Genomic DNA, 20977 nt, shown 5'->3' on the forward strand with positions numbered 1-20977 from the left:
TAAAACAACACCATTGACAAAAATATCAACCTGTAACTATAATGATTACAACAGGTTGTAACAAACCTAATTACAATACATTCATTTACTTTCAGATATACACTTTAACAAAACACTTTGGAGGGATTTATTATGAAAATCGGAATCGTCGGAGCAACTGGTAAAGCAGGAAGTCGTATTTTAAAAGAAGCATTAGATCGCGGACATGAAGTAACTGCAATCGTAAGAAACGCTGCAAAAATTACAGAAGAAAATGTAAATGTTTTAGAAAAAGATGTATTCGCTCTTACATCTAATGACCTACAAGCATTTGACGTAGTTGTAAATGCATTCGGTGCTCCAGCAGGACAAGAACACCTTCACGTAGATGCAGGAAACGTACTAATTGAAGCTATGAAAGGTGCACCTAATACAAAATTACTTGTTGTTGGCGGCGCTGGTAGCTTATTTGTAGACGCAGAAAAAACAACACGTGTATTTGATACACCAGGTTTCCCAAATGAATACCTTGCAACTGCTCAAAACCAAGGTAAAAACTTAGAAATCTTGCAACAAACAAACGATATCACTTGGACATTTATCAGCCCTTCTGCACTATTCGCATTAGGAAAACGCACTGGCTCTTATACAGCTGGCAAAGACAATCTTCTTGTTAACTCAAAAGGTGATAGCTACGTAAGTTACGAAGACTTCGCGGTAGCAGCACTTGATGAAATTGAAAATCCAAAACACGTAAATGAACGCTTCACAGTTGTTTCTGAAGCTGAGTAATAGAAAAAGCTCGTAAACATAATGTTTACGAGCTTTTTTTATCATCTGTTATATTGATTCGGTTTATGTGGTTCATTTGGTGTATAGGGTTTATTTGGTTTATTATCATGACCATTTGCTTTTTTCCAACTTACCGCCAACTCTGGACTTGTTTTTTCTTCACTACGCTCAAGTAACACAACCGCATTTTGAATCGTTGGTGTTCCTTTATGAGCAATTCCTTGTAATTTCGTTAAATTTCCTGATACTTTAAAGCTAAATCCACCCGCTGGTGTTTGTTTCGGAATTAAAATGCGGAATTTTTCTCCTACATTAAATTCAGTTTTTGCTTCGCCTTTTTCATTTACGAACTTCGCGCCTTCTGGTGCACCTGTTGCTTGCACTTTATACGTTCCACTTTTCGCGTTTGTTTCTACTGTATATAATCCTGTTTCAAAGAAATCATTTTTCAATACTGCTTGTTGTTCTTCTGATGGTACTACACTCATCGTAATTTCTTGTAGTTCCTCACTAGCGCTTGCTTTTGCAACGATATCTTTCGTTACTTTTTCTACATTTTTATTACGGAAATCTAAATCGTTAATATCAATTTGTTTTAAAGCATTCCATACCGCAAGCTGCGTTGCGTAATGTGCCTCTCTCCAATCGGAAACACCTAATTCTTGTGGACTCTTCTGCGGATACCCGTTTAATAGTACACGGTATACGTTAATATCTACTTTACCCATTTCAGGTAAGTCTTGACCGCTCGGAGATTTCAAATCTACATTTAAGCAAAATGCAATTTTTCCATCTGCCGTTTTAATAAGCTCTGTTCGAATTGGTTTCTTCTTTGACCTACTATAACTCCAATCCATTTGATACTTCGTATGATCCATAACTTCTGCGAATGCTTTTTGAAGCGGGAATAATAAGTTCGCAAATACAAATAAAACACTCAAAAAAGCGGCCATTATCTTGAACGATCGTTTTATATTCATGTCTACAACCCCTTATAAAATAACAAATTTAATACTGTTTATTATTTAGTTAGAAACTTTTTTTATGCATAAGCAAAACAAAAAAGAGTGCAAACTATTTGCACTCTTTGAACTTACCTCTATTAGAAATCAAAGTTATCAGGGTCTGGACCGACGCGGTGGTTTTGATTTAAAGCATCAATCTTTTCCATGTCTTCTTTTGTTAATTCAAAATCAAATATACTTGCATTCGCAATAATACGATGTTCTTTCGTTGACTTCGGAATTGTTACAACTTCATTTTGAAGATCCCAACGTAAAATGATTTGCGCTGTTGTTTTACCGTACTTATCAGCAACTTCTTGTAATGTTTCATTATCTAATAACTGACCTTGCATAAGTGGTGACCATGCTTCCATTTGAATACCTTGCTCTTTACAGAAAGCTTGTAATTCTTTTTGTGTTAAACGAGGGTGATATTCCACTTGATTAATCATCGGTTTAATTTCTGCATCTTCCAATACGTCTTGCAGATGGTGAATTTGGAAATTACTTACGCCAATTGCACGCACGCGTTCTTCTTTACAAAGTGTTTCTAACGCTCTCCATGTATCTTTGTATTTCCCTTCAACAGGCCAATGAACAAGATATAAATCTAAATAATCTAGTTCTAACTTTTTTAAACTCTCTTCATATGCAGCAAGTGTTGTTTCGTATCCTTGATCCGAATTCCACACTTTTGAAGTGATAAATAAATCTTCTCGAGAAATCCCCGCTTCTTTTATACCAGCGCGAATTCCTTCTCCGACTGTTTTTTCATTCCCATAAATCGCAGCTGTATCGATACTGCGGTATCCTTCTTTAATCGCCACTTTCACGGCCTCTACAAGTTCTGGTCCATCTTCTACTTTAAATACACCTAAACCGAACCAAGGCATTTCTACACCGTTATGCAATGTTGTTTTACTTTGTAAATTTTTCATTATATTTTCTCTCCCTTATTTCACTTGATCTCTTTTTTCTAATGTCATACTCCACGCTGTTAAAATAACAGCCCCTGCTACCATAATGCCGCCTACCCAAGCTGTATGAATTAATCCTAACGAGTTCGTTACAATACCGCCTAAGTAAGCACCAAGAGCAATTCCTGCGTTAAATGCTGCAATGTTAATCGCTGATGCCACATCAACAGCACTTGGAACAAATCTCTCAGCCAATATAACGACATACACTTGTAGCCCTGGAACATTCATAAATGCAAATAATCCCATAAAAATAATTGTGACTAAACCAGCGACTTTAAAGGGTGCTGTAAATGTTAAAACGAATAATACAATCGCTTGAATAAAGAACATGTAAAATAGCGCTCGAATTGGATTATGGTTCGATAATTTTCCGCCGACCATATTCCCAATCGCAATTGCAATCCCGTACACTAATAAAATGACTGTAACGGTACTTGATTTAAATCCCGTTACTTCTTGTAGTAGCGGAGATAAATACGTAAATGTTACGAATGTTCCCCCGTATCCTAATGCAGTAATAATGAAAACAAGTAATAACCTTCCGTTCGTAATCAGTTTAAATTGATCACGAAATGATACGGATGTACCTTTTTTCAAGTTAGACGGAATCAGCATACTATTGGCGATGAAAGCAACAATTCCAATCGCAACAATTACCATAAAGGAAGCTCTCCAGCCAAACTGTTGACCAATGAACGTTCCAATCGGTACACCTGTAATCGTCGCAACCGTTAAACCAGTAAACATAAAGGCAATTGCACTAGCTCGTTTATTCTCTGGTACAAGTGCGGCCGCAATTGTAGATCCGATTGACATAAAAACGCCATGTGCGAAAGCAGATACAACCCTAGCGATAAGTAACACAGTAAAACTTGTTGCTACCGCTGCAATCCCATTACCAATAATGAAAATAATCATAATCCACATTAATAATGTCTTTCGCGACATACTAGCTGTTAGCGAAGTTAAGACAGGAGCACCGAATGCTACCCCTAATGCATATAAAGAAACCGTTAAACCCGCTGTTGTAACGGAAACATGTAAATCTTCTGAAATAGATGGTAATAATCCGACGCTAATAAACTCGGTTGTACCAATTCCAAATGCACTAATTGCTAGTGCTAATAACGCAAACATACTTCTTCGATTCGTCTGAACTTCCGAAGATGATACTGTATATGAATTCAATTGAACTCCTCCTTAATACGAGAAATCCAATCATAATAGTATGATAAAAAGGCCTTTTTATCTTCTACAAAAATAATGTTACTGCTGATATATGCTATTATGAATGGCTTCACTCTTTTTTTGAAGAACGCACTTTAAAGTACGATAGGTACCAAAAAGTAACATAGGCACTTTTTAGTACCGTACTACTCATTCCCCTCTTACGTATGCTATTATGAAACATATTCAACACGATAAAAAGTACGTACTTTAAAGTGCTATAGGCACTAAAAAGTAACATTTAACTTATTTAGCTTCTTTCGTTGAAGAACTGAAATTTACATTCATCAAAGGAGATTTTTATATGAAGAAATATAATATTCCTGTCGAGGCGACTTTAGAGGTCATCGGTGGAAAATGGAAAGTCGTTATTCTTTGCCATTTAACGAAAGGTACAAAGAGAACGAGTGAACTAAAACGTTTAATGCCTGGTATTACACAAAAGATGTTAACACAGCAATTACGCGAGTTAGAAGTAGACGGGGTTATTCAAAGAAAAGTATACAATCAAGTACCACCAAAAGTAGAATATTCCCTTACTGACTACGGATGGTCTTTAGAATCAATTCTCGATTCTCTTTGTACTTGGGGCGAATGCCATCTTGAAAAAAGTGGTAACACATCGATGCTAATTACAGAGGATGAACAATAAGAAAAAGGAAAAAATGAACATAAATTTGTCCATTTTTTCCTTTTTCCCTTTATATATATGTACATTTCTAATTTAAGCAAAATAATTTATGCGCTTTCATGCCTTGTCAGTACTAGGTTATACGCTCAATATCAAATAATTAGGAATCATTTTTATGTTAACATACGTGTATATAGTATATAATATAGGATATATATTATATACACTTTCCGATAAAGGACCTTTCCATTATGCGGACAAGCCATGTATCGGACAGTTCATAAATAATAGGTAGGACATTATGGTTTTGGATTTATGATTTCAGCTTACTTGCTATCATAAATTTAAAGGCATTTTATTGTGCTTTGTGAAACTTTGTATAAAGTTTCGCAAACGTTTACTATCTTACCTATCAAAAATAAGAGTATTGCTATCGTAAAGGAGAATTGGAGATGCCAGAAACTATGACTCAAACAAAGCCAGAACAAGAAACTGTACAAATTTCTGCTAGCCAAGGACAACTTGATGTACTTGATCAGTTGTTAAAACCTGAGGTACAAGAATCATTAACTACACTAGTAGAACAGCTTCCAAAATTAACTGAGCTTGTTAATATTTTAACTAAGTCTTATGACTTCGCTCAAACTGTTGCTACTGATGAAGTATTAAAAAGCGACACTGTTGGTGCAATCACAGAGCTTGTAGAACCTGTAAAAGATACAGTGAAAAGCATGGCTGCTACTGCAATCGAAGCGAAAGATCGTGCTGACGAAAGCAACGAAGTTATCGGCCTGTTCGGTCTATTAAAATTATTAAAAGACCCACAAGCGCAAAAAATGTTCCGCTTTGTGAACGCATATCTTCAAATTAGTGCAGAACGTAACAATAAATAAGTTAACTTATAACAACAATTAGTAAAGACGGGGGATATCATACTATGTCAAAACAAATTGTCATCTTAGGCGCTGGTTATGGCGGTCTTCTTGCCGCTTTAAACGTACGTAAATATTACAGCAAATCAGAAGCACAAGTTACAGTGATTAACCAATACCCAACACACCAAATCATCACTGAACTACACCGCCTTGCAGCTGGTAACGTTGCTGAGCAAGCAATTGCAATGCCACTTACAAAGCTTTTCAAAGGTAAAGATATCGATCTTAAAATCGCAACAGTTGAGTCATTCTCAGTTGATAGCAAAGAAATTAAACTAGCTGGTGGCACTACTTTATCTTACGATGCACTTGTAGTTGCTTTAGGAAGTAAAACTGCTTACTTCGGTATTCCAGGACTAGAAGAAAACAGCATGGTATTAAAATCTGCTGCTGATGCTAACAAAATCTACAAACACGTTGAAGACCGTATTCGTGAATACGCTAAAACGAAAAACGAAGCTGACGCTACAATCGTAATCGGTGGTGGCGGATTAACTGGCGTTGAGCTAGTTGGTGAGCTTGCTGACATTATGCCTAAACTTGCAAAAAGCCACGGCGTAAATCCAAAAGAAGTTAAACTTCTTCTTGTTGAAGCAGGTCCAAAAATCCTTCCAGTATTACCAGACCACTTAATCGAACGTGCAACTACTAGCCTAGAAGCACGCGGTGTTACATTCTTAACAGGTCTTCCTGTAACAAACGTTGCTGGCAATGAAATCGACTTAAAAGACGGTCAAAAACTTGTTGCTAACACATTCGTTTGGACAGGCGGCGTACAAGGTAACCCATTAATCGGTGAATCAGGTCTTGAAGTAAACCGTGGCCGTGCAACAGTTGATGCACACCTACAATCTACTTCTCACAAAGACGTATTCGTTGCTGGAGACAGCGCTGTTGTCTTTGCTGAAGACGGTCGTCCATACCCACCAACTGCACAGATCGCTTGGCAAATGGGTGAGTTAATTGGATACAACTTATACGCAGCACTAGAAGGCAAAGCATTCGAAGAGTTCGCACCTGTAAACTCTGGAACACTTGCTAGTCTAGGACGTAAAGATGCTGTTGCTACAATCGGAGCAAGCAATACTCCGCTTAAAGGTTTACCAGCATCATTAATGAAAGAAGCAAGTAACGTTCGTTACTTATCACACATTAAAGGTCTATTCAGCTTAGCTTACTAATCTGAATATAAGCCCGAATCATGCCCTGCATGGTTCGGGCTATTTTTATCCCGATTGGTGCGGGCTGATAATCAGTGGGGGATGAACAAAACCCCCACTGATTAAAGTTTCACTTTATCCGTAATTTTCTCTAATTTATTTATTCGGCAGCAGAATCATATAACCCTCTTTAATTATCAAAATATACTGACTCTTTTATGTCAAAATTGTGTATATGAAAAAAGCGGGAGTAGATATCTTCCCTACTTCCGCTCTTTCACAAAAACTATTCTCCCAATTTCACTAAGCTGTAGTTCTTCTTCCCTTTACGAATAATAATAAATCGTCCATCAAATGAATTTTCTACAGTAACATCCGTAGCTACATCCGTTACTTTTTCACCATTCATAGATATAGCTCCATTATTAATGTCTTCACGTGCTTGTCTTCTAGATGGCTCAATCCCTAAATCAACTAGCCACTCTACGATATTTTTCTTCTCTTTTGAAGACTCAAATGTCGGCATCTCTTTAAAGCCTTGCTCAATTTCATCAGCTGTTAACGATTTAATATCTCCACTAAATAACGCTGCTGTAATTTTCACAGCTTGCAAAAATGCCTCTTCTCCGTGAATGAATTTCGTCATTTCTTCCGCTAATACTTTTTGCGCTTCACGTTTATGCGGCTCAGTTTCTACCTTCGCTGCCAATTCATCAATTCGCTCTTTCTGTAAGAACGTAAAGTATTTCAAGTATTTAATTACATCACGGTCATCTGTATTCACCCAGAACTGGTAAAATTCAAACGGTGTTGTTTTTTCCGGATCAAGCCAAACCGCACCACCTGCTGATTTACCAAACTTCGTACCATCTGATTTTAATAATAATGGAATCGTTAATCCAAATACTTTCGCTTCATGACCTTCTAACTTACGAATTAAATCTAAACCACTCGTAATATTTCCCCATTGGTCACTACCACCAATTTGCAGTTGAACATCTTCTTTTGTGTATAAATGATGGAAATCCATCGCTTGCAAGATTTGGTACGTGAACTCTGTGAAAGAAATTCCAGTGTCCAAACGACTTGCTACAATATCTTTTGCTAACATGCTATTTATGCTAAAGTTTTTGCCGTAATCACGTAAAAATTCGATGATGTTTATCTCATGTGTCCAGTCATAGTTATTTACCATCTTCACTTCGCTATTGCCGCCGAAATCAAATAGCTTTTTCATTTGTGCTGTTAACGCATCCACATTATGCTGGACTACTTCTAACGTTTGCAGTTGACGCTCTGATTGACGTCCACTCGGGTCACCAATTGTTCCTGTTGCCCCGCCAATTAAAATAACAGGATGATGACCAGCTAATTGGAATCTCTTCATCATCATAAATGGAATCAAATGTCCGATATGCATACTATCACCAGTCGGATCCACTCCGCAGTATAGTGAAATCTTTTTCTCTTCTACTAGCTTACGTAAACCTTCTTCGTCCGTTTGTTGATTAATGGCGCCGCGCCATTCTAATTCATCAATGATATTCATCTTTTGTCATCCCCTTTATTTTTTGAAAAACAAAAAGCCCCTATGTCTATGACATAGGGACGATTATTCACCGTGTTACCACCCAGTTTGTATAAATAGCATAGCTACTCATACCACTCTTAGCAATAATATCGATTGCCAATCCGCTTAGCATTACCTAAGATACTCCAGAGTGTAATTCACAAGTTTGTTTGTGCTAGGTTCCAGCAACCCCTAGCTCTCTTTAATAACAGTGACAAACTGCTACTGGGCTCTTTCAACGTATATTATTTGTTAAATTATTAGCCATTATATTGAATTGAAAACAAAATGTCAACAATACCCAAATATTATTTCGAAATAATTCATACTTTATACGCTTTTTATTCAAAGATTATTATAGATCTTCTCCAATAATCCTTACTTCTCGCTCTAATTTCACACCGAATTTCTCTTCAACAGTTTTTTGTACGAAATGAATTAAATCGATATAATCTTGTGCAGTTCCGTTATCAACATTCACCATAAATCCAGCGTGTTTTAAAGAAACTTCCACTCCGCCAATTCGCTTACCTTGCAGTCCTGATTCTTGAATAAGCTTACCTGCAAAATTATTTGGTGGACGCTTAAATACACTACCACATGAAGGATATTCTAACGGTTGTTTTGATTCACGCTTAAACGTTAAATCATCCATTTTTTCTTTAATTTCTTCACGCACACCTTCTTCAAGTTCAAATCTCGCTTCAAGAATAATGTAATGGTTGTTCGCAAATACACTCTTACGATATCCAAATTCAAATGCTTCTTTCGTTAAAGTACGTAGCTCTCCATCACCTGTCATTACGACAGCTTCTGTTAATACAAACGAGACTTCACCGCCGTAAGCGCCAGCATTCATATATAACGCTCCGCCAACTGAGCCTGGAATACCACAAGCAAATTCAAGACCCGTTAAATTATGATCTAATGCAATACGTGATACATCAATAATTGCTGCACCACACTGTGCTACAATCGTCGTTCCTGTTACAGTAACACCTGTAATATGAATTAAACTTACTGTGATCCCGCGAAGACCACCGTCTTTAATAATAACATTCGATCCGTTTCCTAAAAACGTAACTGGAATATTATATTGGTTAGCATACTTTATCACTTCTTGAATCTCATCATAATTAGTAGGCGCAACAAATACATCTGCTTTCCCACCCACTTTAATGTGCGTATGATCTTTTAGCATTTCATCTTTCTTTACATGACCTTCAGGCAATACCGTACTTAAATATTTATAAACCTCTTGCATATTCATTTTACGATTCCTCTATTTCTATAATCTTTTTATCCCGCTAGCAACGGGCCCATAATATCCCCACATAAAAAATGCAATACAAATCAAAAGCTAAAGTGGTGGATACAGTGTACCTAAAATCAATTCGAGACACCTATAAACCTCTTAAATTATAAGAGGTGCCATTCATATTAAAATATATATCGCATAATAAAGCAACCCAAATGGGCTACTAAACTCGACATGTAACCATATAGACAACAATTTGTAAAATATATAGGTTTTACAAAGCAATATCCTTCAGTATCTTACTATACCACACGAAAAGGAAGTGGTATTTTTTTGTAATCTTTACTTTATTTTCTTCAATAAAAAAGATGCTCTTACCTACGTAAGAGCATCCCTTTCATTTCTTTTTAACTAATTTCATCTCGTCCACCTTCCTTTCACTTATTAGATAATCCGCGATACCTTTTATTTCATACAAAAGAGCACATCCAACAGAATGTGCTCTTTTTATACTCTTTAATTTATTTTTCGTTCTCTTCTTTTTCCTTATCAAACCATAACAGCTCATCATCATCAACTTCACCATTATAATTGATTAGAATCTCTTCTCCCGCTTTTATATCTTTGTAAGCAAAGAAGTTAAACGTATGATTCTCAAAGACAATATCATACGTTGCATTCGGCTTATATGAATGATTAAATAACATGCCGTATCCTAAAAGGAATGCTGTATGATTTACCCCATACTCAAATGCGTAGTCAGCAAGTAACGTTTTCTCAATGTGTTCATGCTGTTCATTCGGATAAGAGATAACTGGTGCTGAGTGTATCAACTCACCCTTTTTAATATCACGAGTTGCAAATACACCTCTATTAAATTCTCCATCACTAAGTTCAGAAGTCTTAACTTCAATCATATGCGTCACCTATATATTTCTTTCTTCGAAGTATTTTTCTCCTTAAGCTTGGCAGAAAACGAAGAGAAAAGCAATTAAATTCCTACCAAGTATAAAAAGAGCACATTATTTGTGCTCTTCTTAGGTGATATTATTTTTCTAGAATATCTTATAACGACAACTTCACCCGTTAGAAGATATTCTATGAAGTCCCACGTATCAATTACTTCAATTTAAATACCGCACTAACTGGGTTATGATCACTGTTTTCAAACTTTAAGTCTTTCCCTTGTACATTTACAATTTCAACATTCGGTGAAACGATAAAGCCATCAATAATAGTGACAAAGTTTTCACCTTCCACATATTTCTTCACATCATCCCTTACCGTCATAACAGATGGATCTACAGCCCATTGGAATCCTCCATCGGCGAAGTCCTTCGGTAACTCTACTAGCCATTCAGGACGCTCTTTCACAAACTTAGGATCACTTAGTTGGACATTAGAAAGTAACTGGTTCCAATCTCCACCTAATATTACGTAATCACCGTTTTGATAACACTTGTTCATATATTCTTTTAAATACTCTGCTTGTTGCTTTCTAATTTTGCCGCCCTCATCATAAGCAGATAAATGTATGTTTACGAGCCTAACATACTTCCCATTATCAACAGGGATTTTATGTTCAACAATCGCACGATCTAAATCGAATAAACGCTTCGGCCAAGGCTCCATTCCTGGTAGTTGGAACCGCGTTGCTGTTTGAACTGTATATTTAGAAAATGTACTTAATCCACCCTCAGCATATCCCATCGGCTTTGTGACTGGGACAGGAACCCACTTAGTATCATAGTTCTTCCCAAATGACGAAGCATAATTAGGTAATCCTTTTTTCAAAAACTCATGTTCATTTACATCAAATGATCGGTGGGATTTTATATCAACTTCTTGCAATAACGTAAAATCACTATTCTCATTTTGTAAAAATGAAAGCATCTTCTTTAAATTTACTTCAGTCTGTTCTTTACTACTCGAACCAGAACCCTTTCCCCCGTCCATAAAGAAGTCTTGGTCCTTATCTAATCCAGCGTACCCAATATTAAATGTTGTAACTTTAAATTCATTTCCTGGCTGCAGTACGCGCTCTTTGTTGTTTTCAACCTTTACGTCTAAAACATTCGCTGGCTGTTCTTTTGTAAGTGTCATATAAGCTAAAAAGCCACCTAGAATACCAGCTATTATTAAAATACATATTAATACTATTTTTAAAAATTTCTTCAACACACATGACCCCTTTTTATTAAATAATATTTTATTTTTCTGTATTTTCAGTTAAATAAAGATAGATTAAAGACACAAGAAATATTTTACCATAAAGAAAACTTGATATCATTATATTTAGCTAATAAATAATCGTTGTATCCCTCACTGCAATTATCTTGAAATTCAATCATAGCATTTAAGAAGGCACGACTGTAACGTAATTACACTTTCGGAGAATATAACAAATCCTACTTTCTGAACTTTTCATTAACATATTTATTGGTAATCCAAAATAATATTTAGTACACTATAAAGTGAACTTATAGGCGATGGAGTTCGCCATAACTGCTATGTAGCTAATGACTCCTACCAGTATGACTACTGGTAGGAGTCTATTTTTTTTGAGTAAACTATTAGAGAGGTGAAGAAATTGAAATATATTATTGTTGGCATAGCCGGTATATTAGGAGCTCTTTCCCGTTATTACTTAGGTTTTACTATCGATACGATTTGGCATCATTCATTACCAATTGCTACATTAACGATTAACTTAATTGGCTGTTTCTTACTCGCTTTGTTGACCACCTATATCGCTCGGTTAAACGTCTTATCTTCTGAAGTTATTACAGGGATTGGAACTGGGTTTATCGGTTCATTTACGACCTTTTCAACATTCAGCGTCGAAACTGTACAGTTAATCAATCACTCACATTTTGGTATCGCATTTTTATATGTATCATGTAGTATGCTAGGCGGTCTAATGATGTCTTTGCTTGGCTATACACTTGGAGATTTTTTACTACAAAAACACCTTGAGGAAGGTGAACCATCATGATTAATGCTTTATTAGTAGCAACAGGAGGATTCTTCGGTGCTATTACACGATTTGCAATTAGTAATTGGTTTAAAGAAAGAAATAAAACTTCATTTCCAATTGCTACATTCCTCATTAATATAACGGGAGCATTTTTACTCGGATATATAATTGGAACTGGGATAACTACAAGCTGGCAACTATTATTAGGCACAGGATTTATGGGGGCCTTCACTACATTTTCAACTTTTAAATTAGAATCTGTTCAGCTTTTTAAGAATAAAAAATTCGGCATACTACTTCTATACTTAAGTGCTACTTATATAATCGGTATCACATTCGCATTCCTTGGGGTGAAATTAGGCGGAATATAAAAAAGAAAGCGACGCTTATCATTCGCTTTCTTTCATAAAAAGTATGTTGCCCCATATGGAATTGAAAATAAACCAGCTGGATACACATCATAATGTATACTTTGCACAGGAAGCTGTGAATACGACATATACTGGCTCTGCATCATTTGCGCTACTTGTGCTTGTTGCTGCATTTGAATAGCCTGATGCACTGCCTGAATTGTCATCTGTGCCCCGGCCAATGTAATAGCTGGCCCTACTTGCCTTCCAGTGTAAAAATAATGGTTCATCATTATTCAGCTCACTTTTTATTTTTCTTCCCTATCGTATGTTTCCATTTCATAGTAAGTGTTTTATCTCGATTGGTGAAAGCTAATACTCAGTAGGGAATAAACACTCCCCCCACTGATTAAAGTTTCAATTTATCTATTGCTGTTTTTTCAACTTTGAAGTAATAAATCCAAATAGCGACACACCAATGCCACTAAAGAACAGTAAATAACTTATTGGTACTAGGAAAAAGAACGGTTCTACAAGCAAACCATTTTCCTCCACTTTACTAGTTGCACCATGTATTAATAAACAAGTAACTCCTAACGATATCAGTACGATAGCTACTAAGTATTTGTTTTTCATAATATATTCTCCTTTAACTTCACAATTAATTTTTTATATTCCTTCGACTACCATCATAATAAGCCCCGCCACATTATAAATCAACAACTTTTTATTGTTTTGCGATAAACAGTTATTGATTTGTATAACAAAAAGGCTATAGACAATCATTGTCTATAGCCTCTTCACTCAATTATTTCACTCTAAAATATTCTTTTTGGAACATACACATTCTTATCGCATTATGGTAGTTGCCATCAACGAAGAACTCATCTTGAAGCTCACCTTCCACTATAAATCCGACTTTTTTATAAACGTGTACAGCTTTTTCATTCTCTTTATCAACAACTAAATATATTTTATGCATATTTAATACGGAAAAAGCGTAATCCATTGCTAAACGCGTTGCATCAGCTGCATAACCGTAACCTTGGTAACTCGGATCAATAATAATTTGGAATTCAGTTCTACGGTGAATATAATCGATTTCTACTAATTCGACCAATCCAACCATCTCACTATTTTTCTCAACAATAAATCGGCGCTCACTTTGATCATGTATATGTTTATCATATAAATCCTGCAGCTCCACAAATGCCTCATACGGCTCTTCAAACCAATACGACATAATATGCGCGTTATTATTAAGTTCGTGTACAAACTTTAAATCTTCTCGTTCTAAAGGACGTAACTTCAATTCTTGACTCATTTCTATAACCTCCAAGTAAAAGAAACCTCTTCACTTAATTTCTCATTTTTTTTCGATTTCAAACGCCCTAGTTACATTGTAAACTTTCAAGTAACTTGAAGGTCAAGGTGTAAAAAGTAGCACAAACAAAAGTCTGCACTACTACCCTTTCTTCAAATCCCTCATATTCGATATGTATAAAGCAATAACTAAAATAAGAATTGCCCCTGCGTATAATAACGTCTCCATTGGTTCCTCATGAGACACGATAATTAAACGAATTAACGCCGTAATTCCGATATAAATAAAATAACGTAACGGGAAATGATAATTCGACTTAAAATACTTAATAATTAATGCGATGAACTCGAAGTATAGGAAATAGACGATGATACTCTCAACTAATTTATACGATGTATACTTCTTTGCTGAAAATATGTATTGAATAAAAGTAATTGTTTCGTTAATTAAAAAAACCGATAAAACAATGGACAATATGATTAACGCTATATTTAATATCCACTGTAAAACACTAGCTATAAAATGATCGATATCAAATGACTTCATTTTCTCTTTTAGCTCCCCTTCGTATAAGTACTTATTTATTATAGCAAAATTATACTTACAGAAGTGTTAAATCAAATATGATCGTCCTCTTTCACTATCACTTCACCATTCGGATATTTATGCTTAATATAGTCGCTTCCCCAATCACAAAGTACTTTTAAACCTTGTTTTAATGATTGTCCCTGTTCTGTAAGAGAGTATTCAACTTTCGGCGGCACTTGATTATATACTTTTCTAGATACAAGTCCATCCTTTTCAAGCTCTTTCAATTGTTCAGTAAGCATTTTTTGTGTAATACCGGTTACCAATCGTTTTAACTCACCCGTTCTTGTCGGTCCGCTTGTTAAATGATATAAAATGTGGGATTTCCACTTCCCCCCGATTACATCCAAAACGACTTCAATTCTATTGTTATACTCTTTTTTCATATTGAACTCCTTCTGTATTTTGATAGGCACTTTCTCGTGCCTATGTCACGAGATGGTGTCTATATCACGGAAAAGTGCGTACTTTTCATAGTACCTGTACTATACCATAATGATGCATGTAAGCAACTTATAACAGAACATCAACTTAGTGGAGGTATTTTAAAATGACAAAAGAAAATCGTACTACAAATTTTTATGATGTGATTCGTGAACGTCGTTCCGTTCGCTCTTATGATCCTTCAGTTACAATCTCTGATGAAGAAATTAAAGAACTTTTAGAGGAAGCAATGCTAGCACCAAGTAGTTCTAACTTAAACCCATGGCGTTTCATGGTAATCACAGATCAAGATTTAAAAGAAAAGCTTCATCCAATCGCATTAAATCAACCACAAGTGTTAGAGGCATCGGCTATGATCGTAATTTTAAGCGAAAATAACGCCCATGAATTCGAACATATCAATAAAGTGAATGAGCGTGCAGTAGCTGCTGGATTCATGACAGAAGAAATTAAAACCAGACTAAACAACAGTATTCGTGAGTTTTATGCACCTGTAAGTGAACAAGGAAAAAGAGAATGGCAAATGCTTGACGGTGGTTTGCTAGCTATGCAATTTATGCTTGCTGCAAAAGCGAGAGGATATGATACCGTCCCAATGCTTGGCTATAACGTTGAAGAATTCCGCAAAACATTTAACGTTCAAGAAAACTTAACTGACGTTTTAATGATTGCATTAGGCAAAGCAAAAGAGCCAGGATTCCCATCAGTTCGATTAACTGTAGATGAAGTAACGTCTTGGAATGGCGAGTTTTAATCACCGTGTTTATCGTACTTTTGGAATGAAAGTACGATAAACTCTATTAATTAAACTATGATCAACTACTTGCACAAAAGAAAGGCGGAGAAAACAATGCTTGAAGTTTTAAATCGAATTAATGAATTAGCTAAAAAACAAAAAGAAGACGGTTTAACAAAAACAGAATTACATGAGCGTAAAGCATTACACGAGGAGTACCTTCAAATTATTCGCGGTCAAATCAACACCACTGTTACAGGATTAAAAATATTAGATCCTTTAGGAAACGATGTGACACCTGAAAAATTAAAAGAACAACAAAAGCTATCACTAAACGCAGATAACAATGCATGAAAATACCGAGACTTTTTGTTACTTAATGATTCATCTAAGTAAACAACATACGATTGGATGAATCATTAAGTTAACATCTACTTCCCCATCCACTTTCTATTTCTAAATCAAAAACCCACAAACAAATTATTCCCATCTTTTCTTTGTATCCTTTAGCTTTTTCACAATGAAACTATATACGTCAAAATCGTTTCATGATGTTATTACTTCCACATAGTTGCAATTTATATAATAGCGGTACAGTACAAATAACGTGCTGTATAAAGTGAAACTTTAATCAGTGGGGGGATTTAATAATGAACGAAGCGTTACTATTAGTCGACATACAAAATGATTACTTTGAAGGCGGCAATATGGAATTGCATCAACCTAAAAGAGCCGCACAAAAAGCAAAGGAAATATTGGAAGTGTTTCGCGAAAAACATAAAACAGTTATTCATGTACAACATATTGCAAACAATGAAGGGGCTACTTTCTTCTTACCTGGGACAGTAGGAGCTCAAATTCATGATGACGTACAACCGATTGCCAACGAAAGAATCATACAAAAACATCACCCTAACAGTTTTTTAAGAACAAATTTATTAGAAATATTAAAAGAAGAGAAAATAGACCAACTAGTCATTTGCGGTATGATGACTCATGTATGTATTGATGCAACAGTACGTGCTGCCAGTGATTTAGGATTTCAATGTATTGTAATTGAAGATGCTTGCACAACAAAGGATTTAGAATTCCAAGGAAATCTAATCCCAGCAGTACACGCTCATCAATCGTTCATGAGTGCATTAGAGTTTGGTGATATTTACGCAAAAGTCATGCCATTAAGCTGTTTTATAAAAAAAAGCAAATAAAGAATTACAGTTCCATATGAAAAAAAGAAAGAATAAATCTCTTATTCTTTCTTTTTTTCAATTGTCTTAATGACAGTATTTATACGATAATCACCATAATGTAAAACATCTGCAAGAGTCTCTTCTAATTGCTGATGCGAAGATGTGTGAAGAATCATAATATAACACCCGTCGCCACTTATACGATACATTTCAGTAATTACGTCCGTTTTTTCGAAAAAGGTCTGAATTTGATTATGATAATGTGGTGCATGCAAAAATAGTGTAACAAACGTCATAATAGACCCTTCTAGCTTAGCCCTGTCGATATCTATCGTATATTTTTGAATGACACCTGCCTCTTCTAATTTATTAATTCGTTTCCCAACAGCCTGCCCAGTCAAATGTACTATCTCTCCGATTTCCTTCCAATTCATCCTAGCGTTTTCTTGTAGTAATTGTATAATCTTAAAATCTGTTGAATCAAACATAGCCATCCCCTTCCTATAAGAATCACCTTCTATAAGGTCTTCATTTCCCCTACAATTCATCTTAAAAGCTTTTACAATACACTCGATTAACTCTATTAAGAATTACATTACTGTTAACGGCTTTCCTTCTTCCCAACTATGTATTTTTGGATTACTCGTAGTATCAGGAACAAATTTGGTAAGTATTCGAAAGAGCCATGCTGCCAAATAGGAATTGTTTTTTATAAATATGAAAATTTTTTAGGAATTAGTTTATCTTTTTTTAATGATTTATTTAGAGGGAGTTTATACTCGGGGATTAACATGATAAACGTAGTAACTAAGTTCATTGCTCCCACCTGAGTCTTTTCATATAACAAAAATTTAGAAGGAAGAACTGCTACTATAATCGCAAACCGTACTAACTAAAATCATACAATAAGGAGACGATAAAAATGAACAAAAAAACAAAAGCACTATCATCCATACTGCTAGGATTCACATTAGCATTAACAGGTTGCGCTGGTACGAAAGCGGAAGAAAATCATAGTAAACAAAAACAAGAACAAGCTGCGAAAGATACTAAAAAGGAAAATAAATTAACTAAAGGACAAAAAATGGCTAATATTCTTAGCGAGACAAATTGGCAAGGTACAAGAGTGTATGACAAAGATAAAAATGACTTAACGAAAGAAAATACAAACTTCATTGGTCTTGCGAAATATGATGCGAAGTCAGGAAGATATGAATTTTTTGATGCTAAGACTGGTGCAAGTCGTGGTGATAAAGGAGCTTTCTTTGTCACAAATGATGGGAAGAAGAGAATATTAATTTCAGAATCAATGAAGTATCAAGCTGTTGTTGACATGACAAAGCTAAATAAAAATGTATTTACCTATAAAAGAATGGGGAAAGATGCTAACGGTAAAGATGTAGAAGTCTTCGTTGAACATGTTCCATATAAAGAAGAAGAGCTTTCTTTCACGGATCCGGATAAGCAGCTAAACTCTACTACAGGTGCTATCGTTAAAAACGTTGATGGAGATAAAATTTTAGGCGGAACCCTTTGGTATGGAACAAAGGTATTAGATGAAGCCGGTAATGATGTAACGCAGTTTAATTTGAATTTTATAAGTCTAGCAAAATTTGATGACAAGTCTAATAAATACGAGTTCTTCAATAGCGAAACAGGTCAAAGCCGCGGTGATTATGGCTACTTCGATGTTGTACACGAAAATAAAATAAGAGCTCATGTTTCAATTGGAAATAATAAATACGGTGCGGCTCTTGAACTTACTGAACTGAATAACAAGAAATTTACGTATAAGAGAACTGGTAAAGACCAAGCGGGTAAAGACATAACTATATTCGTTGAACATGAACCTTATACAGGTGATATGAAACCACAATTTAACTTTTAAAAACGTTTGATTACAAATCCTGTACTGAGCTACAGGATTTTTTTTAAGGAAAAATCATTTATGATTCCCTTGAAAAAAATTGTCTTATATCCCCCTCAACAATTCAGCCCGATTGTTGAATATAATATCTCTCATTTTTTAACAGCTTTAAAAAGCCTTACTACACATAAATTGTAGTAAGGCTCCGACTATTTAAGATAAAAATTTTATTATCTCTATACAAATAAGGTTTAGCAAATAATGTTACTATCCCCTCCAAAGAAAAGAAACCTTATTTCAACTTTCCTATTGATAAGTTAACACGATAGTTCCCGTATTTTAATAGTCGTCCTAGAAAATTATCTAAGCCTTCATTGGAAGCAAAATGTGTTTTTAATAAATAACACCCCTCACCACTTATACGGTGTACTTCAGAAATCCCTTCTTCTCCTTGAAAGAAATTCATAAATTCTTGGTGATTAGCTGTTGTTACGAACAAAGTAACAAATGCAGTTACTACTTGTCCTAATTTGATTCGGTTTATTGCAATTGTATATTGTTCAATAATCCCTAAATCCTCTAATCTTCGAATTCGATTTCCTACGGCCTGCCCCGTCATATGTATTTTTTGACCAAGTTCTTTCCATTGTATTCTTGAGTTTTCTCCTAATAATTTCAGTATCTCAAAATCTGTTTGATCAATGATATAAACCAATCCTTTCACCGTGAAAGTAGAAAGCCCGAAAGTGTTTCGCCAACTTATTCTGCTTATCGATACAATTCACTATACTTAGTCTATCCTCTTACATCACATTATTTATCAGTTATATTTACTTATAACACAGAGGACGCAACAAAAAAATACATCTAGATTTAAAGGAGGTTACAAATATGTTATTACAAGAAATTCTATCGTTCAATGAACAATTTGTAGAAAATAAGGAATACGCTCCCCGTGAAGCGACAAAGATGCCTAAAAAACGTATGGTTGTTGTTTCTTGTATGGATGCTCGTTTAATTGAGCTACTTCCAAAGGCTTTAGATATACACGATGGTGATGCAAAAGTTATCAGAAATGCAGGTGGTAAAATTGCTTCTGCTTTCGATAGTGTTATGCAAAGTGTTGTAGCGTCAGTATACGATTTAAATGCAGATGAAATCTTCCTTATTGGACACCATAGATGTGGCGCGAGCCAAACTAATCCAAAAGGAACACTTCAAAAAATATTAGATCGTGGAGTAGCTTCAACAGAAATTTTATCAGCTATTGAATATGCTGGTGTTGATCTTGAAAAATGGTTATTTGGATTTGATGATGTCTGCGATTCAACTCAGGCTAATGTTGATTTAGTAAGAAATCATCCACTTATTCCAAAAGATGTTCCTGTACATGGTTTAGTTATTGATCCTCACACAGGTAAATTAGATGTAGTGGTTGATGGATATAAAGCATTAAATGGTATGAAAAATTAATTATTACTTAAATGAAGGGAAGTTATTAGATATGAATAGACAAGAAGCTACCAAAAAAATTATGGAAGCAAAAATTGCAAAAGGTTTAACATGGGAAGAAATTTCAAAAGTAAGTGAGCACTCTGAGACTTGGGTTGTAACAGCGTTATTAGGACAAGCTACAATGACACGTCCAGAAGCAGAAAAAATCGGTAAACTATTAGAATTAGATGAAGAAGTAGTTCAAGCATTAACAGTAGTTCCACTTAGAGGTCAAGTAATGCAAATGCCTCCTACTGACCCAATCTTATATCGATTATATGAAATGATGTTACAATACGCACCAACTCTTCGAGAATTAATTCTAGAAAAAGCTGGCGAAGGTGTAATGAGTGCAATTAACTTCAATCTAGGTGTGGACACACAAGAGGATCCAAAAGGTGGCGATCCTCGTATCGTGATTACACTTAACGGGAAATTCTTACCATTCCGTACATGGTAATTAATTAAAAA

Annotated in this window: 26 protein-coding genes, 1 riboswitch and 1 other annotated feature; of the genes, 12 read left to right on the forward strand and 14 right to left on the reverse strand. The window is 35.3% G+C overall.

Going from position 1 to position 20977, the window contains the following annotated elements; translation table 11 throughout:
* Positions 1-132 precede the first annotated feature (132 nt).
* Entirely contained in the window at positions 133-771 is a 639-nt protein-coding gene (locus tag MRBLBA3_RS03980) for an NAD(P)-dependent oxidoreductase (RefSeq protein WP_097809416.1), read from the forward strand.
* Positions 772-812: 41 nt separating this feature from the next.
* On the opposite strand, the gene MRBLBA3_RS03985 is transcribed toward MRBLBA3_RS03980, so the two are convergent.
* The 3 genes from MRBLBA3_RS03985 to MRBLBA3_RS03995 form a co-directional block, all read right to left on the reverse strand.
* A complete protein-coding gene (locus MRBLBA3_RS03985; protein ID WP_098218726.1) occupies positions 813-1751 on the reverse strand; it encodes a thioester domain-containing protein in 939 nt (312 codons plus the stop codon).
* Positions 1752-1873: 122 nt separating this feature from the next.
* Entirely contained in the window at positions 1874-2713 is an 840-nt protein-coding gene (locus MRBLBA3_RS03990) for an aldo/keto reductase (protein ID WP_414645931.1), read from the reverse strand.
* Between the two features lie 15 nt (positions 2714-2728).
* Complete coding sequence (locus MRBLBA3_RS03995) at positions 2729-3892, reverse strand: MFS transporter (RefSeq protein ID WP_363379901.1); 1164 nt, start codon at positions 3890-3892, stop codon at positions 2729-2731.
* Positions 3893-4286: 394 nt separating this feature from the next.
* On the opposite strand from MRBLBA3_RS03995, the gene MRBLBA3_RS04000 reads away from it, so the two are divergent.
* The 3 genes from MRBLBA3_RS04000 (at position 4287) to MRBLBA3_RS04010 (ending at position 6729) form a co-directional block, all read left to right on the forward strand.
* Positions 4287-4634 carry a winged helix-turn-helix transcriptional regulator gene (locus MRBLBA3_RS04000; protein ID WP_002016005.1) on the forward strand — a complete coding sequence of 116 codons (348 nt, stop codon included), beginning with the start codon at positions 4287-4289 and terminating at the stop codon, positions 4632-4634.
* 431 nt (positions 4635-5065) lie between these two features.
* Complete coding sequence (locus MRBLBA3_RS04005; RefSeq protein WP_001115309.1) at positions 5066-5506, forward strand: DUF1641 domain-containing protein; 441 nt, start codon at positions 5066-5068, stop codon at positions 5504-5506.
* 44 nt (positions 5507-5550) lie between these two features.
* Positions 5551-6729: an NAD(P)/FAD-dependent oxidoreductase gene (locus MRBLBA3_RS04010; protein WP_000043193.1), complete on the forward strand. Its 1179-nt coding sequence runs from the start codon at positions 5551-5553 to the stop codon at positions 6727-6729.
* 265 nt (positions 6730-6994) lie between these two features.
* Here the strand turns inward: MRBLBA3_RS04010 and tyrS are convergent, their stop codons facing one another.
* From tyrS to MRBLBA3_RS04030, 4 genes are all read right to left on the reverse strand, one after another.
* The gene (tyrS, locus tag MRBLBA3_RS04015) at positions 6995-8257 is read right to left on the reverse strand and encodes a tyrosine--tRNA ligase (RefSeq protein ID WP_363379837.1); all 1263 of its coding nucleotides are present in this window, start codon (positions 8255-8257) and stop codon (positions 6995-6997) included.
* Between the two features lie 52 nt (positions 8258-8309).
* Positions 8310-8526 (reverse strand) — a binding site (T-box leader).
* Between the two features lie 107 nt (positions 8527-8633).
* Positions 8634-9548, reverse strand: coding sequence for a UDP-N-acetylmuramate dehydrogenase (murB, locus tag MRBLBA3_RS04020; protein WP_363379838.1), 915 nt, complete (start codon positions 9546-9548; stop codon positions 8634-8636).
* A gap of 509 nt (positions 9549-10057) precedes the next feature.
* A complete protein-coding gene (locus MRBLBA3_RS04025) occupies positions 10058-10453 on the reverse strand; it encodes an SET domain-containing protein (protein ID WP_000573656.1) in 396 nt (131 codons plus the stop codon).
* A gap of 202 nt (positions 10454-10655) precedes the next feature.
* The gene (locus MRBLBA3_RS04030; RefSeq protein ID WP_033658549.1) at positions 10656-11714 is read right to left on the reverse strand and encodes an endonuclease/exonuclease/phosphatase family protein; all 1059 of its coding nucleotides are present in this window, start codon (positions 11712-11714) and stop codon (positions 10656-10658) included.
* A gap of 298 nt (positions 11715-12012) precedes the next feature.
* Positions 12013-12072, forward strand: a riboswitch (Fluoride riboswitch).
* 54 nt (positions 12073-12126) lie between these two features.
* Here MRBLBA3_RS04030 and crcB (MRBLBA3_RS04035) point away from each other — a divergent pair.
* Both crcB (MRBLBA3_RS04035) and crcB (MRBLBA3_RS04040) read left to right on the forward strand, forming a co-directional pair.
* Positions 12127-12531 carry a fluoride efflux transporter CrcB gene (crcB, locus tag MRBLBA3_RS04035; RefSeq protein WP_000874015.1) on the forward strand — a complete coding sequence of 135 codons (405 nt, stop codon included), beginning with the start codon at positions 12127-12129 and terminating at the stop codon, positions 12529-12531.
* Complete coding sequence (crcB, locus tag MRBLBA3_RS04040) at positions 12528-12884, forward strand: fluoride efflux transporter CrcB (protein WP_000606274.1); 357 nt, start codon at positions 12528-12530, stop codon at positions 12882-12884. Before crcB (MRBLBA3_RS04035) ends, crcB (MRBLBA3_RS04040) begins: the two co-directional genes overlap by 4 nt.
* A 32-nt stretch (positions 12885-12916) precedes the next feature.
* Here the strand turns inward: crcB (MRBLBA3_RS04040) and MRBLBA3_RS04045 are convergent, their stop codons facing one another.
* From MRBLBA3_RS04045 to MRBLBA3_RS04065, 5 genes are all read right to left on the reverse strand, one after another.
* The gene (locus MRBLBA3_RS04045) at positions 12917-13156 is read right to left on the reverse strand and encodes a DUF3947 family protein (RefSeq protein WP_000980974.1); all 240 of its coding nucleotides are present in this window, start codon (positions 13154-13156) and stop codon (positions 12917-12919) included.
* Between the two features lie 133 nt (positions 13157-13289).
* Positions 13290-13499 (reverse strand): DUF3955 domain-containing protein, encoded by a 210-nt coding sequence (locus MRBLBA3_RS04050; protein WP_044738054.1) that lies wholly within the window; start codon positions 13497-13499, stop codon positions 13290-13292.
* Between the two features lie 172 nt (positions 13500-13671).
* The gene (gene speG, locus MRBLBA3_RS04055; RefSeq protein ID WP_000076836.1) at positions 13672-14187 is read right to left on the reverse strand and encodes a spermidine N1-acetyltransferase; all 516 of its coding nucleotides are present in this window, start codon (positions 14185-14187) and stop codon (positions 13672-13674) included.
* 141 nt (positions 14188-14328) lie between these two features.
* Positions 14329-14733: a phosphate-starvation-inducible protein PsiE gene (gene psiE, locus MRBLBA3_RS04060; protein ID WP_000834468.1), complete on the reverse strand. Its 405-nt coding sequence runs from the start codon at positions 14731-14733 to the stop codon at positions 14329-14331.
* A gap of 71 nt (positions 14734-14804) precedes the next feature.
* Complete coding sequence (locus tag MRBLBA3_RS04065; protein WP_000712644.1) at positions 14805-15161, reverse strand: winged helix-turn-helix transcriptional regulator; 357 nt, start codon at positions 15159-15161, stop codon at positions 14805-14807.
* Positions 15162-15325: 164 nt separating this feature from the next.
* Here MRBLBA3_RS04065 and MRBLBA3_RS04070 point away from each other — a divergent pair, with 164 nt between their 5' ends.
* From MRBLBA3_RS04070 to MRBLBA3_RS04080, 3 genes are all read left to right on the forward strand, one after another.
* Positions 15326-15973 (forward strand): nitroreductase family protein, encoded by a 648-nt coding sequence (locus MRBLBA3_RS04070; protein ID WP_071734630.1) that lies wholly within the window; start codon positions 15326-15328, stop codon positions 15971-15973.
* Between the two features lie 96 nt (positions 15974-16069).
* Complete coding sequence (locus MRBLBA3_RS04075) at positions 16070-16309, forward strand: DUF896 domain-containing protein (RefSeq protein WP_000895223.1); 240 nt, start codon at positions 16070-16072, stop codon at positions 16307-16309.
* A gap of 296 nt (positions 16310-16605) precedes the next feature.
* The gene (locus tag MRBLBA3_RS04080) at positions 16606-17163 is read left to right on the forward strand and encodes a cysteine hydrolase family protein (RefSeq protein ID WP_001001096.1); all 558 of its coding nucleotides are present in this window, start codon (positions 16606-16608) and stop codon (positions 17161-17163) included.
* 41 nt (positions 17164-17204) lie between these two features.
* Here the strand turns inward: MRBLBA3_RS04080 and MRBLBA3_RS04085 are convergent, their stop codons facing one another.
* Positions 17205-17639, reverse strand: a complete 435-nt coding sequence (locus tag MRBLBA3_RS04085) for an Lrp/AsnC family transcriptional regulator (RefSeq protein ID WP_141534460.1) — start codon at positions 17637-17639, stop codon at positions 17205-17207.
* 428 nt (positions 17640-18067) lie between these two features.
* Between MRBLBA3_RS04085 and MRBLBA3_RS04090 the strand changes: the two genes are divergently transcribed.
* Entirely contained in the window at positions 18068-19033 is a 966-nt protein-coding gene (locus MRBLBA3_RS04090) for a DUF4822 domain-containing protein (protein ID WP_363379843.1), read from the forward strand.
* Between the two features lie 271 nt (positions 19034-19304).
* On the opposite strand, the gene MRBLBA3_RS04095 is transcribed toward MRBLBA3_RS04090, so the two are convergent.
* Positions 19305-19736, reverse strand: a complete 432-nt coding sequence (locus MRBLBA3_RS04095; protein WP_363379844.1) for an Lrp/AsnC family transcriptional regulator — start codon at positions 19734-19736, stop codon at positions 19305-19307.
* Between the two features lie 167 nt (positions 19737-19903).
* On the opposite strand from MRBLBA3_RS04095, the gene MRBLBA3_RS04100 reads away from it, so the two are divergent.
* Both MRBLBA3_RS04100 and cynS read left to right on the forward strand, forming a co-directional pair.
* Positions 19904-20485: a beta-class carbonic anhydrase gene (locus tag MRBLBA3_RS04100; RefSeq protein WP_000926490.1), complete on the forward strand. Its 582-nt coding sequence runs from the start codon at positions 19904-19906 to the stop codon at positions 20483-20485.
* A gap of 31 nt (positions 20486-20516) precedes the next feature.
* Positions 20517-20966 (forward strand): cyanase, encoded by a 450-nt coding sequence (gene cynS / locus MRBLBA3_RS04105; protein ID WP_001081563.1) that lies wholly within the window; start codon positions 20517-20519, stop codon positions 20964-20966.
* The last annotated feature ends 11 nt before the right edge of the window (positions 20967-20977 follow it).

Origin of the sequence: Bacillus sp. LBA3-1-1.1, from assembly GCF_040676495.1 — a bacterium.
Taxonomy (GTDB): Bacteria; Bacillota; Bacilli; order Bacillales; family Bacillaceae_G; genus Bacillus_A; species Bacillus_A nitratireducens.

Coding starts and splice junctions, on each gene's coding strand:
- MRBLBA3_RS04065 (WP_000712644.1), bottom strand. CDS start 15,161: ATGAAAAAAGAGTATAACAATAGAATTGAAGTCGTTTTGGATGTAATC.
- tyrS (WP_363379837.1), bottom strand. CDS start 8,257: ATGAATATCATTGATGAATTAGAATGGCGCGGCGCCATTAATCAACAA.
- speG (WP_000076836.1), bottom strand. CDS start 14,187: ATGAGTCAAGAATTGAAGTTACGTCCTTTAGAACGAGAAGATTTAAAG.
- MRBLBA3_RS04070 (WP_071734630.1), top strand. CDS start 15,326: ATGACAAAAGAAAATCGTACTACAAATTTTTATGATGTGATTCGTGAA.
- MRBLBA3_RS04075 (WP_000895223.1), top strand. CDS start 16,070: ATGCTTGAAGTTTTAAATCGAATTAATGAATTAGCTAAAAAACAAAAA.
- murB (WP_363379838.1), bottom strand. CDS start 9,548: ATGAATATGCAAGAGGTTTATAAATATTTAAGTACGGTATTGCCTGAA.
- MRBLBA3_RS03995 (WP_363379901.1), bottom strand. CDS start 3,892: ATGTTTGCGTTATTAGCACTAGCAATTAGTGCATTTGGAATTGGTACA.
- MRBLBA3_RS04085 (WP_141534460.1), bottom strand. CDS start 17,639: ATGGCTATGTTTGATTCAACAGATTTTAAGATTATACAATTACTACAA.
- MRBLBA3_RS04005 (WP_001115309.1), top strand. CDS start 5,066: ATGCCAGAAACTATGACTCAAACAAAGCCAGAACAAGAAACTGTACAA.
- MRBLBA3_RS04080 (WP_001001096.1), top strand. CDS start 16,606: ATGAACGAAGCGTTACTATTAGTCGACATACAAAATGATTACTTTGAA.
- MRBLBA3_RS04050 (WP_044738054.1), bottom strand. CDS start 13,499: ATGAAAAACAAATACTTAGTAGCTATCGTACTGATATCGTTAGGAGTT.
- MRBLBA3_RS03980 (WP_097809416.1), top strand. CDS start 133: ATGAAAATCGGAATCGTCGGAGCAACTGGTAAAGCAGGAAGTCGTATT.
- MRBLBA3_RS04100 (WP_000926490.1), top strand. CDS start 19,904: ATGTTATTACAAGAAATTCTATCGTTCAATGAACAATTTGTAGAAAAT.
- cynS (WP_001081563.1), top strand. CDS start 20,517: ATGAATAGACAAGAAGCTACCAAAAAAATTATGGAAGCAAAAATTGCA.
- MRBLBA3_RS03985 (WP_098218726.1), bottom strand. CDS start 1,751: ATGAATATAAAACGATCGTTCAAGATAATGGCCGCTTTTTTGAGTGTT.
- psiE (WP_000834468.1), bottom strand. CDS start 14,733: ATGAAGTCATTTGATATCGATCATTTTATAGCTAGTGTTTTACAGTGG.
- crcB (WP_000606274.1), top strand. CDS start 12,528: ATGATTAATGCTTTATTAGTAGCAACAGGAGGATTCTTCGGTGCTATT.
- MRBLBA3_RS04045 (WP_000980974.1), bottom strand. CDS start 13,156: ATGATGAACCATTATTTTTACACTGGAAGGCAAGTAGGGCCAGCTATT.
- MRBLBA3_RS04010 (WP_000043193.1), top strand. CDS start 5,551: ATGTCAAAACAAATTGTCATCTTAGGCGCTGGTTATGGCGGTCTTCTT.
- MRBLBA3_RS04090 (WP_363379843.1), top strand. CDS start 18,068: ATGAACAAAAAAACAAAAGCACTATCATCCATACTGCTAGGATTCACA.
- MRBLBA3_RS04025 (WP_000573656.1), bottom strand. CDS start 10,453: ATGATTGAAGTTAAGACTTCTGAACTTAGTGATGGAGAATTTAATAGA.
- MRBLBA3_RS04000 (WP_002016005.1), top strand. CDS start 4,287: ATGAAGAAATATAATATTCCTGTCGAGGCGACTTTAGAGGTCATCGGT.
- MRBLBA3_RS03990 (WP_414645931.1), bottom strand. CDS start 2,713: ATGAAAAATTTACAAAGTAAAACAACATTGCATAACGGTGTAGAAATG.